This is a genomic window from Rhizorhabdus sp. (assembly GCF_018006725.1).
Classification (GTDB): Bacteria; Pseudomonadota; Alphaproteobacteria; order Sphingomonadales; family Sphingomonadaceae; genus Rhizorhabdus.
On sequence record NZ_JAGMXV010000155.1, the window covers coordinates 1 to 11912 of the forward strand.

The 11912-nt window shown below is 65.9% G+C and carries 14 protein-coding genes; 3 read left to right on the forward strand and 11 right to left on the reverse strand.

Going from position 1 to position 11912, the window contains the following annotated elements; all coding sequences use genetic code 11:
- Positions 1 to 16: 16 nt before the first annotated feature.
- The 8 genes from KAY22_RS18540 to KAY22_RS18575 form a co-directional block, all read right to left on the reverse strand.
- Positions 17 to 721, reverse strand: coding sequence for a response regulator (locus KAY22_RS18540; RefSeq protein ID WP_296624773.1), 705 nt, complete (start codon positions 719 to 721; stop codon positions 17 to 19).
- A complete protein-coding gene (locus KAY22_RS18545; protein WP_296624774.1) occupies positions 718 to 1416 on the reverse strand; it encodes an EF-hand domain-containing protein in 699 nt (232 codons plus the stop codon). Before KAY22_RS18545 ends, KAY22_RS18540 begins: the two co-directional genes overlap by 4 nt.
- Complete coding sequence (locus KAY22_RS18550) at positions 1413 to 2621, reverse strand: ABC transporter permease (protein ID WP_296624775.1); 1209 nt, start codon at positions 2619 to 2621, stop codon at positions 1413 to 1415. The genes KAY22_RS18545 and KAY22_RS18550 overlap by 4 nt, the downstream gene beginning before the upstream one ends.
- 34 nt (positions 2622 to 2655) lie before the next feature.
- Positions 2656 to 3372 (reverse strand): ABC transporter ATP-binding protein, encoded by a 717-nt coding sequence (locus KAY22_RS18555; protein ID WP_296624776.1) that lies wholly within the window; start codon positions 3370 to 3372, stop codon positions 2656 to 2658.
- The gene (locus KAY22_RS18560) at positions 3372 to 4745 is read right to left on the reverse strand and encodes an efflux RND transporter periplasmic adaptor subunit (RefSeq protein ID WP_296624777.1); all 1374 of its coding nucleotides are present in this window, start codon (positions 4743 to 4745) and stop codon (positions 3372 to 3374) included. Before KAY22_RS18560 ends, KAY22_RS18555 begins: the two co-directional genes overlap by 1 nt.
- Entirely contained in the window at positions 4742 to 6253 is a 1512-nt protein-coding gene (locus KAY22_RS18565) for an efflux transporter outer membrane subunit (RefSeq protein ID WP_296624778.1), read from the reverse strand. The genes KAY22_RS18560 and KAY22_RS18565 overlap by 4 nt, the downstream gene beginning before the upstream one ends.
- Before the next feature lie 292 nt (positions 6254 to 6545).
- Entirely contained in the window at positions 6546 to 7388 is an 843-nt protein-coding gene (locus KAY22_RS18570) for an OmpA family protein (protein WP_296624779.1), read from the reverse strand.
- A gap of 25 nt (positions 7389 to 7413) precedes the next feature.
- Positions 7414 to 7755, reverse strand: coding sequence for a DUF4398 domain-containing protein (locus tag KAY22_RS18575; protein ID WP_296624780.1), 342 nt, complete (start codon positions 7753 to 7755; stop codon positions 7414 to 7416).
- Between the two features lie 250 nt (positions 7756 to 8005).
- On the opposite strand from KAY22_RS18575, the gene KAY22_RS18580 reads away from it, so the two are divergent.
- The 3 genes from KAY22_RS18580 to KAY22_RS18590 all read left to right on the forward strand — a co-directional run bounded on the left by KAY22_RS18580 (position 8006) and on the right by KAY22_RS18590 (position 10599).
- The gene (locus KAY22_RS18580; protein WP_296624781.1) at positions 8006 to 8851 is read left to right on the forward strand and encodes a retroviral-like aspartic protease family protein; all 846 of its coding nucleotides are present in this window, start codon (positions 8006 to 8008) and stop codon (positions 8849 to 8851) included.
- 97 nt (positions 8852 to 8948) lie between these two features.
- Complete coding sequence (locus KAY22_RS18585) at positions 8949 to 9512, forward strand: peroxiredoxin (RefSeq protein ID WP_296624782.1); 564 nt, start codon at positions 8949 to 8951, stop codon at positions 9510 to 9512.
- A 52-nt stretch (positions 9513 to 9564) separates the two neighbouring features.
- Positions 9565 to 10599 carry an LLM class flavin-dependent oxidoreductase gene (locus KAY22_RS18590; RefSeq protein WP_296624783.1) on the forward strand — a complete coding sequence of 345 codons (1035 nt, stop codon included), beginning with the start codon at positions 9565 to 9567 and terminating at the stop codon, positions 10597 to 10599.
- 10 nt (positions 10600 to 10609) lie between these two features.
- Here KAY22_RS18590 and KAY22_RS18595 read toward each other — a convergent pair whose 3' ends face one another.
- The 3 genes from KAY22_RS18595 to KAY22_RS18605 all read right to left on the reverse strand — a co-directional run.
- Positions 10610 to 11407: a DUF72 domain-containing protein gene (locus KAY22_RS18595; protein ID WP_296624784.1), complete on the reverse strand. Its 798-nt coding sequence runs from the start codon at positions 11405 to 11407 to the stop codon at positions 10610 to 10612.
- Complete coding sequence (locus tag KAY22_RS18600; protein WP_296624785.1) at positions 11407 to 11757, reverse strand: GFA family protein; 351 nt, start codon at positions 11755 to 11757, stop codon at positions 11407 to 11409. Before KAY22_RS18600 ends, KAY22_RS18595 begins: the two co-directional genes overlap by 1 nt.
- A gap of 15 nt (positions 11758 to 11772) precedes the next feature.
- Positions 11773 to 11912 (reverse strand): DUF1428 family protein (locus KAY22_RS18605; protein ID WP_296624786.1); only part of this gene is annotated, 140 nt, incomplete at its 5' end.

An 11912-nucleotide genomic window follows, 5' to 3' on the forward strand; every position in this document is an offset into this window, starting at 1 on the left:
GGGCGCAACCGCGCCGTCATTCGCCCTCGACCTTGAGGGTGAACATATAGCCTTCGTTACGGATCGTGCGAATCGGATCGTCGGGCCCCAACTTCTTGCGCAGGCGGCTGATCGTGACGTCGATCGCGCGGTCGAACACGTCGCTGTCGAGGCCCTTGCCGGCTTCGATCAGCTTGTCGCGGCTGAGCACGCGTTGCGGCCGGTCGAGGAAGGCGGCCAGAACCCGGAATTCGGCGTCGGTGAGGGGCGCCGGTGCCGCGCCGATGCGGCGCACCTCGCGCTGGACGATGTCGAGCGTCCACGCTCCGAAACGGCGCACCGCCCCTTGCGTCGCGGCGGCCGCCTCCTCGCTCTTGCGACGCAGCACCGCGCGGATGCGGGCCAGCAACTCGCGCGGATTGCAGGGCTTGGCCAGATAGTCATCGGCACCGACCTCGAGGCCGATGATGCGGTCCGTGTCCTCGCCCATGGCGGAGAGCATGATGATACCGGGGCTTCCCGGCTTGCGCAGACGGCGAAGGATCGACAAGCCATCTTCTCCCGGCATCATGAGGTCGAGAACGATCAGATCGGGCCGCTCGGCCGAAATCAGTGCGTCCATTTCTGTCGCGTCGGCGGCGCTTTCGACGCGCAGACCATTACCGCGCAGGAAATCGGTCATCAGCGAGCGCAGATCGGCATCGTCGTCGACGACCAAAATCAGGGGATCGCCGGCACTCATTTGCGTCTTTCTTTCGCTCTGTCCTTGACCCGCTCCACGCACTGCGCGTTGGCGACGATCTGGGCCGGGGTCCGGGGCAGATCGGCGAGCATCAGATAACCGCTTCCGTCCTTGTCGAGATCGCGGAAGCGCTCGGCCGCAGCCGCACGATATTCGCGCAGCGAAATGGCGCGGTCGAAATCCCGGTCGGCCGAGGCGACCGGGTTCGGGACGTTGAGAAAGGAATAGCGCCCGGCCCCTGCCGCACCGCCGAAGTCGGGCGGTGTCGGTCGCTTGCCGCCCGACTTCGCGGGTTTGGCAGTCGATGGAGGCGGCGTGTTTCCGCCGGAGGTACTGCGTGGTTCGCCACGAAACTGGTAGAGCCGGATTTCGGGCGCGACGTTCAGTTCATAGGCCATGAGTTCGTCGGGCAGGATCTCGCCGCTGCCATCCTTGTCGATGGTCGCGAAGAAGCGGTCGGCGTCGAGCAGCATTTCCGCTTGGGTCAGCCGACCGTCATGGTCGCGATCGGCCTGATCGAACCAGCGGCGCAGCGGCTGGTCGGCGTCGTCCTTCGTGCGGAAGGGCTCGCCGATCGGCGAGATAAACAATGGCTGGCGGAAAGGCTCCGTGCAGGGCGTGGCTGGCGCCTCCTTGCGCGCGGATGCCGTGCCAGCGATTCCAGCCAACAGGAGCAGGGCAAGGATGCGTCTCATTCGTGCCGCAACGCCTCGATCGGATTGAGCGAGGCCGCCCGCCGCGCCGGAAAATAGCCGAACACCACGCCGATCAGCGCAGAGAAGACGAAGGCGATCAGGTTGATCTGCGCATCGAAGATGAAGGGCACCTTGAGCACCGGCGCGAGCGCCAGCGTCGAGATGAGCGCGAGGAGAAGTCCGAGCAGTCCGCCCAGGCAGGCCAGCGTCACCGCCTCGACGAGGAACTGGAGCAGCACCTCCCTCGCAACCGCGCCGATGGCGAGGCGGATGCCGATCTCGCGGGTCCGCTCGGTGACCGACACGAGCATGATGTTCATGATGCCGATCCCGCCGACGAGCAGGCTGACCGCCGCCACCGCGCCGAGCAGCGAGGTCAGGATCTGGGTCGTCCCCTGCAACGTCTCGGAAATCTGGCGCGTGTCGAAGATGTTGAAGTCGTCTTCGGCGGTCGCGTTCAGATGGCGGCGCTGGCGCAGCAGGTCGCGCAGCGACGACTGGATCGCCTGGCTGTCATAATTGGCATCGACCGATACCATGATCGTCCGCACGTCGCGGCTGCCGGTCATCCGCCGCTGCACCGCCTTGTAGGGCATCAGCACGATGTCGTCCTGGTCGTTGCCGAAGCCGCCCTGCCCCTTGGACGCGAGCGTACCGATGATCTCGCACGAGATGTTCTTGATCCGGAAGCGCTTGCCGACCGGATCCTCGTCACGGAACAGCCGGGTGCGCACGGTGTTGCCGATGATGCAGACGGCCTTGCCCGCCTGCTCCTCCGCCTCGCTGAAGATGCGCCCGCCGGTAAAGGTCCAGGGCTGCGCCACGAAATAGTCGCGGTTGGTGCCGTTGATGGTCGTCGACCAGTTGGCCGCGTTGTAGACGGCGGTACCGCTCGATTGAACCAGCGGAGCGACCGCCGTCACCCCGACGATCTGGCTGCGGATCGCGTCGATATCCTCGATCTTGAAATCGGGCGGCTGGGGGCCGCCGCCACCGCGCCCGAAGCCCTGGCCGGGCCGGACCTGCAGCACATTGGCGCCGAGACTCGATATCTGCTCCTTCACCGCCGCCGTCGCGCCATTGCCGAGGGTGACCATCGTCACCACGGCCCAGACGCCGATGACGATGCCGAGGATCGTGAGGAAGGAGCGCAGAAGATGGCGCCGAATCTCGCGGAGCGCGAGCAGGAAGGTCGTGGCCCACATCAGCGATATACTCCCGAGGCAAGCTGGACCGGCATCACGCCTTCTTTCCCGTCTCGATCCGCTCGACCAGACCATCGCGGAAATGGATGATCGTCCGCGCATAGGCGGCCATGTCGGACTCGTGGGTCACCATCAGCACGGTGATGTCGCTGTTGCGGTTGAGGTCGGTCAGCAGTTCCATGATCTCGATCGACCGCTCGGTGTCGAGATTGCCGGTCGGCTCGTCCGCCAGAAGCACGTCGGGATGGGTCACGATCGCCCGCGCGATCGCAACGCGCTGCTGCTGTCCGCCCGAAAGTTCGGCCGGGGTATGATCCCACCAGTCGGCGAGCCCGACCTTGTCGAGCGCGGCCATCGCCGCTTCGCGACGTGCAGCCTTTTCCTCGCCCCGATAGACGAGCGGAAGCTCGACATTTTCGAGTGCGGAGGTGCGCGCCAGCAGGTTGAACCCCTGGAAGACGAAGCCGAGATAGCGGCGACGAAGCAAGGCGCGCTGGTCCCGGTCGAGCCGTTCGACATGATAGCCGCGAAACAGATATTCGCCTTCGGTCGGCACGTCGAGGCAGCCGAGAATGTTCATCGTGGTCGACTTGCCCGACCCCGACGGACCCATGACCGCGACGAAATCACCCTTGGCGATGTCGATGTCGACGCCCTTGAGCGCGGCGAAGGCGGTCGGGCCCTCGCCGAAGATCTTGCGCACTCCGCGCAGCGAGATGAGCGTCTCGCCCGACGCGACGTTTCCGGGCATCAGTTGCGCGACCCACCAGATGCGGGACGGCCAGCACCACCGGCGAACTGACCGATGACGACCTGCATCCCGGGCTTCAGATCACCACCCACGACTTCAGCCTGCGAACCATTGCTCTCGCCGATCACCACGTCGATCGGCTTGGGCGCGTCACCGCTGCCGGACACGATATAGACGGTCTGCTTGCTGCCGCGCCCGATCGTCGCCTCGCGCGCGCCACCGCCTCCACGCCGCATCGGGCGGGGCGCGAGCACGCTGGTCAACCCGCCACCGCTCGACCCGCCAGCCTTGGCGTCAGGGCTGAAACGCAGCGCAGCGACCGGGATCAGCAGCGCGCCCTTCTTTTCGCTGGTGACGATGTCGGCGGTCGCCGTCATGCCCGGGCGCAACAGACCATTGGCATTATCGACCGTCAGACGCGCGGTATAGGAGACCACGCCGCTGGTCGTGGCCGTCGTGCTGCTCGTCGACGAAGAGCTGGAACCCGTGCTCGTGGCATTGGCGCCCACATCGACACGTTCGATGGTGGCCGGGAAGGTCCGACCGGGGAAGGCATCGACGGTGAAACTCGCCTTCTGGCCCTTCTTGACCTGCCCGACATCGGCCTCGTCGACCTTCACCTCGAGCCGCATCTGGCGGAGATCCTGGGCGATGGTGAACAGCACCGGGGCGTTGAACGAGGCGGCGACCGTCTGGCCCGGCTCGATCGAACGCGACAGCACCTGGCCATTGACCGGCGAGCGGATGAAGGCGCGCGAAAGCGCGACCTCGGCCGACGACAGGCTGGCGCGGGCCTGCTCGACCGATGCGCGTGCGGTCGCTACGCCAGCCGTGGCGCGGGCCAGATCGGCGCGCGCCACGTCGAGTTCGGCCGCCGAGGGCACCTTGCCGCCCGACAATTTCCAGACCTGCTCCTGTCGTCGCAGCGTCGCGCGCGATTGTTGCTCGGTCGCCTCCGCCTGCTGGACGCTCGCCTCGGCGGAGGCAAGCGCAGCGCGCGCCTGCACGACCGCGTCTTCCAACCGCTGCGGATCGATCTTCGCCAGCAGCTGGCCGTTCTTCACGACGTCGTTGTTGTCGACATAGACTTCCATGACGGTGCCGGACTGTTCCGAGCCGACCTCCACCTGGTTGGTCGGCGCGAGATTGCCCGTCGCCGACACGACCACCGTGAGGTCGCCGCGTTCGACCGGGCGGGTCGCATAGGCAACCTTGTCGTCGCCACCGACGACCAGCCGCCACAGGATGATGACGACGACCAGCACCGCGAGACCGATGCCGATCCGCCGGAACAGGATCGCGCGCGGCGAGGTAGGCTCGACACCCAGAAATTCGTCGAGGTCGTGATCGGGCTTCTTGTCGGAGTCGCTCATCGGGATGCGGTTCCACTGGAGGCAATGTGGCCGGCCTCATAGGGGCCGGGCGCGGGAATGGGAGCATTTTGCCAGCCGCCGCCCAGCGCCTTGTAGAGCTGGATCGTGGCGGTGGCGCGGGTGGCGCGGGCGGTGGCCGAGGCGTCCTGGCTCGACAGCAGCGTGCGCTGGGCATCGAGCAGCGACTGGAAATCTATGAGCCCGGAACGATATTGCAGCCGCGCCATCGAGGCGGCGCTGTTGGCAGCCTCATAGCTGACCGAAAGATCGGCCTCACGCCGTTCGGCGACCTCGCGGCCCTTGAGCGCATTTTCGACTTCCTCCAGCGCGGTCAGCACCGTCTGACGATAGCTGTCGAAAGCGGCGTCGGCAGACGCGCGCTGGCCGAGAATGGCGGCCCGTATCTGCCCGCCCTGGAAGATCGGCGCCGTGATGCCTGCGACCAGGCTTCCGAGGCCATCGCTGATCAAATTGCCGATCGACGTCGACGAGCCGGAGAAGGATCCGGACAGGCGCAGCGCCGGGTAAAGCTGCGCCTTCTGCACGCCGATCCGGGCCACTTCCGCCGCCAGGGTCCGCTCCGCGACGGCGACGTCGGGGCGACGTTCGATGACCTGTGCGGGAATCGGGGCGTCGACGCCGGGGGCAAGCGGTATCGACGAGGGCGGATCGATCAGCGGGGTGATGCTGCCGGGTGCCTCGCCGAGCAGGACCGCGATCCGGTTGACGGCAGTATTGTAGTCATTCTCGATCGTCGGGATCGACGCCGCCGTCTGCGCGCGCAACTGGCGGGCCTGTTCATAGTCGAGGCTAGAGACCAGCCCGGCCTGACGCCGCCAGCCTACCAGTTCGAGCGTTTCGTCCTGCGCCGACAGATTTTCGCGCGCGATCCGAAGGCGGATCTGGGCGAGGCGCGCCTGGACATAGTTGAGCGCGACTTCCGAGGCGACACTCGCCTGGGTGAAGCGCAGATTGGCCGCGCTCGATTCCGCCGAGGCCCGTGCGGCCTCGATCGAACGACGGATGCCGCCGAAAATGTCGGCCTCCCACGCGACGTCGAAGCCCCCGCGATAGATGGTCGTGTCGCCACCGCTGGTCAGGGTCTGGCCGGTCGTCGGATCGATGATCGAGCGGGCGTCGGCCCCGACGCTGCGCGTGACCGAGCCGCTGACGCCAGCAGTCGGAAGTGCCTGACCTTGCGTACCGCGCAACGTCGCCCGCGCCTGCCGCAGACGGGCGGCCGCGACACCGATATCGAGATTGGCCGTGAAGGCGCGATTGACCAGCTGGGAGAGAACCGGATCCTCGAAACTGTCCCACCAGCGCGCCAGATCGACCATATCCTGGTCGGCCGCGATCGTGCCGGACGAGGCGAACTGGTCCGGGATCTTGAGCGCGGAAACGGCAGGTGGACGATAATCGGGTCCGACGCTGCAGGCCGACAACAACACCGGCCCTATGAGCAGGGGCAGGCGCAGCGACAGCAGGGGGCGGGCGCGGGTGATCATGGTGGTGCTTCTATCGGACATTTTTGACGGAGGATTTCATCGCTGAAATGCGCCTGTCGTTTCGCACATAAAACCTGTTTCGTGCGGGCGGAAACAAGCGGAGCGAGCGATGGTTCCGCTGAGGGAACGGGCTATGAAAAGGACCGGCACGGCTTAGCCTTGGCGAAAAAGAGAAACCCGCGAAAGCGGGAATTCTCTTCCGGCGCCGGACCGAAGCCCTTTTGCGTCTGAACAGAATTCCCGCTCTCGCGGGCAGAAGCTGTAACCGGGGCCGGCTACCCGGCCCGATGGATCAGCGGAGCGCCGCGAAAGACGCGGCCTGCTGACCGACCAGCGTTACTTCGACGCGGCGGTTCTGCTGGCGACCGGCAACGTCCTTGTTGTCGGCGACAGGCTCGCTTTCGCCATGGCCGATCGCGGTGATGCGATCACCGGCAATGCCCATCGAAGCCAGCGCAGTCCGCACGGACTGGGCACGGGCCTCGGACAGCTGCTGGTTATAGGTATCGCTGCCTTGCGAGTCGGTGTGACCGTCGATGCGGACTTTCACCTCGGGATTGGCCTGCAGATATTGGGCCAGCGGCTGCAGGCGCTGTGCCGCACCCGGCTTCAGATCGGCCTTGCCGGTTTCGAACACGACGTCCTGAAGGACCAGTGTCGCGCCGAGCTGGGTCTGACGAAGCTGATACTCCTTCATCTGGTCACGAAGCCGCGCGGCCTCGGCCTGCGCAGCGGCAGCATCGGCCTGAGCGTTGGCGGCTGCCGCTTGGGCGGCGGCGACTTCGGCGGTCGTGCGGGCTGCCGAGTCCGCCTTGGCGACCTCGAGATCCTTCTTCATCATCGCGATCTTGGCGCGCGTCCGCGCGGTTTCGATCAGCGCGTCGATCTCGCCGGCGACGGCCTTGGCCTGGCCAGCCTTGTCGTTGTCGAGCTTCTTGTCGAGCTTCGCGATGCGATCGGTCGCGCGATCGAGATAGGCGCCGCCGAACTCGGCGACACCCGGCTCGGCACGAGCCACTGCAATCTTCTCGCGATATTGATCGGTGACCAGCTTGTCGGTCTTGTCGGCCAGCGCCGGAGTGGCGAAGCCTGCCAGCGCGGTGACACCCGCCAGCGTCAGCATGAACTTGTTCATCTTAGATCTCCCTCTGACGATCGGCTCAGTTCGCGGCGAGCTTGGCGCGCTCGGTCTCGAGCTGGCGCATCTCGGCGGTCGCCGTGGCGAGATCCGCCAGTGCCTCGGCTTCATTGGCCATCGCTCGCGCTGCGCGGTCCTCGTCCTTCTTGAACTGGACATTGGCCTCATCGAGTGCCGCACGGCTGCGGCTGAGCACGTCGGCGGCATTGCCGCCCACGCCCGCCTTGTCGGCGGCGTCGATCTTGGCACGCGCCGCGGCGATCGCCACCCGCGCCTCGTCTTCGTCACCGGCAAATGCTGCAGTCGGGGCGACCGTTGCGGTCATCGCTGCGGCGGCGACGGCGGTCAGAATCAGTTTCCTCATCCTTCGCTACTCCACTGTTAACTACCGGGGGCCAGAACCCGGAAATGCGGCCTCGGGTTCCCGCAGCGGAGATTGTGAAGGGTGCCGAAAAGGCATAGTCTGCGGGCCATAACAGGAGAGGGGCCACGCCATGCGACAGTTTGCCCGCGAAAGATTCCTAGCCGTTACAATCGCTTGCTCCATGCCCTGTGCAGCCTTGGCTCAGCCGGTGGACACCGCTGCGATAGAGCAGGTCCAGGGCGGAAAAGATTTGAGCCAGCGGCTCACCGTGCCGGTCACGATCGGCGGATCCGGCCCCTATGCCTTCGTCGTCGACACCGGTGCCGAACGCACCGTGATCTCGCGCGAGCTGGCCGAGCGGCTGACCCTTGCACCGTCCGAAAGCGTTACCCTGCTCAGCATCGCTGGCGAAGATCAGGTCGAAACCGCCATCGTACCGGGTCTCGCTCTGGCCTCGTCGCGGACCCGCATGGGCCGGTTCGAGGCGCCCCTGCTGGCGCAGCAGCATCTGGGGGCGGTCGGCATGCTCGGCATAGACAGCCTCCAGACCAAGAAGGTCACGCTCGACTTCCGGGCAATGCGGATGACGATCGCCGATGCGCCCCGACGTCCGCAGTCGTACGACGACGAGATCGTGGTGACGGCGCGCCGACGCCTCGGTCAGTTGGTGCTGGTCGATGCCGAGGTCGAAGGCCAGAAGGTCAACGTCATTATCGACACCGGCACGGCGGTGTCGATCGGCAATCCCGCGCTGCGCCAGAGGCTTGAACAAAGGGGTCGCCTGACACCTGTCGTCCCGATCAGCATCACCAGCGTGACCGGCGCACAGACCCCGGCCGATTACGGTTCGATGCGGCTGATCCGGCTGGGCGGAGTAACGCTCAACAACATGCCGATCGCCTTTGCCGACGCGCGCATCTTCCACCGGCTCGGCCTCGACAAGCGGCCATCGCTACTGCTCGGCATGGACGCGCTCAAGCTGTTCGACCGGGTATCGATCGACTTCCTGAACCGCAATGTGCGATTCGTCATGCCGGGCGATGCCTTCTTTACCCCCGCGCCACGTCTCGCCGCGCTGCTGCCCGGACAGGGCTGAAGGGCTTGATGGAACTCAGCTGGCGGACCTGCACGAACGAACATGCTGGACGCCCGGCAGCGAGCGGCTACTCTACGGACTTTCCGAGGAGATTTAGATGCGTGCTCTGTTCAAATCGCTGACCGGGCTGGCCGGCCTCGCCCTGACCTTTGCCGCTGCCGCGCCCGCGACCGCCGCCCTCAAGGTCGGCGCGCAGGCGCCAATGTTCGAGACCCGCGCCTCGCTCGGAGGCAAGGATTTCGACTTCTCCCTCGCGCAAGCGCTCAAGAAGGGGCCGGTCGTCCTCTATTTCTTTCCGGCCGCCTTCACCTCGGGCTGCACCGTGGAGGCGCATGAGTTCGCCGAGGCGACCGACGACTTCGCCAAGATGGGCGCGACCGTGATCGGCATGGCCGCCGATCCGATCGAGAAGCTCAACAAATTCTCGGTCGAGGAGTGTCGCAACAAGTTCGCGGTCGGCGTCGCCACCAAGCCCATGATCAAGGGCTATGACGTCGCGCTCGAATCCGGCCTGCTGCCCAACGTCACCGGTCGCACCAATCGGACATCCTATGTCATCGCACCGAACGGCAAGGTGATCTTCACCCATTCGGCGATGAGCGTGGCGGGGCATGTCAGCGGAACGATGGCAGCGGTGAAGGCCTGGAAGGCCAAGCGCTGATGCGGAAGGCCGGGCGGTTGGAAGGAGCCGCCCGACACCCTATCTCCTGTCGATGACCAGCCCTGCCCCCTTTCGTCTTTCGGTTCTCGACCAGTCGCCAGTGCCCGAGGGCAGCGACGCCGCGCAGACCGTCCGCGACACGATCGAACTCGCACAGCTGTGCGATGCGCTGGGCTTCGACCGCTACTGGTTGGCCGAGCATCACGCCTCGCTAAGCATCGTCGGAGTCGCGCCGGAGGTTCTGATCGGCCCGGTGGCGCTGGCGACCGAACGGATCAGGGTCGGCTCGGGCGGAATCATGCTGCCGCATTTCTCCCCCTTCAAGATCGCCGAGACCTTCCGCCTGCTGGGCGCCATCGCACCGGGACGGATCGACCTGGGCCTCGGCCGCGCGCCGGGCTCCGATCAGCGCACCGCCTATGCGCTCCAGCGCGACCGCTCGCGGCGGATCGCCCCCGACGACTTTCCGCAGAGCGTCGCCGAGTTGCTCGCTTACCTGTCCGACAGCCTGCCCGACGATCATCCCTTCGCCCCGCTCGCCGGGTCGCTGCCCGACGGCACCAAAGGGTCGCCCGACCCATGGATGCTCGGATCCTCGCCCGATAGCGCTCAATGGGCGGGCGAACTGGGGCTTCCCTATTGCATCGCGGACTTCATCAACCCGCACGCCGTTCCGCTTGCCGACATCTATCGCAAGGCTTTCCAGCCGTCGCGCTGGGCCGCCGAGCCTTATGTGATGGTCGCCAGCTGGGCGATCGCGGCTGAGGATCGGGCGGAGGCGGAGGATCTGGCACTCCCCTTCGGCATGATGTTCGCGCATCTGATGCGCGGCCAGACGATCCGCGTTCCCTCGGTCGAGACGGCCCGCAAATGGGCCGCAGAGAATCCCGGCGTATCGCGCCGCGACCGGCGGATGCTGCTGGGCGACGGCCCCGGCGTCCGCGCCGCCGTCGAGGAGGTGGCCGAGCTTTACGGCGCGCAGGAAATGATGCTCGTCAACATCATGTCCGACCATGCGAAGCGCCTGCGCTCCTATCGCATCGTGGCGGAGGCGTTCGACATGGTGCGCGAGGTGGAGCCGGCCTGATCGGCCAGGCTCAGCCGAGACGCTCGATCAGCGCCATCGCCGCGGCAGGGTTGCGTTCCTTCGCCCCCGATATCACGAACAGATAGACGTCTCGCTGTGCGCCGACGCCGGCTGCTCCATCGCCGGCATAGGACAGCCCCTCCGGCGCGGCTCCGCCGGCCCAGGCCCGCGCGACTGCGGCCCAATGATCGAGCCGGTCCGGGGAATAGCCCGTAGCTTCTTCTGCTACGGTCTTCTGCAGACGCGCATAAACGAACGGGGCGGTGAGATCGGCAATCTCCGGATAGTCGGGATGATCGGCAAACACGATCGCACAGCCTCGCTCGCGTGCCTGGTCGACGAAGGCCGCGTCGACGAAGCTCGGGTGGCGCACCTCCAGCGCATGACGCAGCGGAACCTGCTCCTGCTCTGACGGCAGCAGATCGAGGAAGCGCGCGAAATCGTCGCGATCGAACACCTTGGTCGGAGCGAATTGCCAGAGGATCGGCCCCAGCTTCGGTCCGAGTTCGGCCAGGCCCTGTCCCAGGAATTTCGCGATCGACTCCCCCGCCTCGGCCAGCACGCGGCGGTTGGTGCAATAGCGTGACGCCTTGGCGGTAAAGCAAAAGCCGTCGGGCACAGCTGCCGTCCATTTACGCCAGCTCTCGCGCTTCTGCGTTCCGTAATAGGTGCCGTTGATCTCGATCGCCGTCAGCTTGCGGCTGGCATAGTCGAGCTCGCGCGACTGGGTCAGGCCCTTGGGATAGAAATTGTCGCGCCACGGCTCATAGGTCCAGCCGCCCACCCCGACATGGATCGCGCCACCCATCAGAAGCTCGCTCCGTCGACCTTCTGAAGCTCCAGCGCGTCGAGGTCGATCGCCTCGACACAACGCAGGTTGATTGCCGCCATCGCACTGCCATCGGGCATCTTGCCCATGGCGAAGGGCTGGGTGCCGCACTCGGTGCAGAATCGATGCTCGATGGCATGCTTGTTGAAGAGATAGGTCTTGAGCCTGTCCGCTCCGCGCAGCAGCGTGAATTGCGCTGCGGGCACGAAACTCAGAAGGAAGCCCTTGCGCCGGCAATGCGAGCAGTTGCACGCGATCGCCTGCTCAGGAGCCTCTCCCTCGACCGAAAAGGCGACCTTGCCGCAGTGGCAACTGCCCTCATAGCTCATAGTCACCCATCCCTCTCAGCTGCTGACGATCGTCCGGAAGCCGCCATAAATCATGCGCTTCCCATCGAACGGCATCGTTTCCATATCGTGCTTGAGGCGCGGATCCTCCATCACCTTCTTCATGATCGCGTCGCGGTCCTCGCGCGATGCATGGG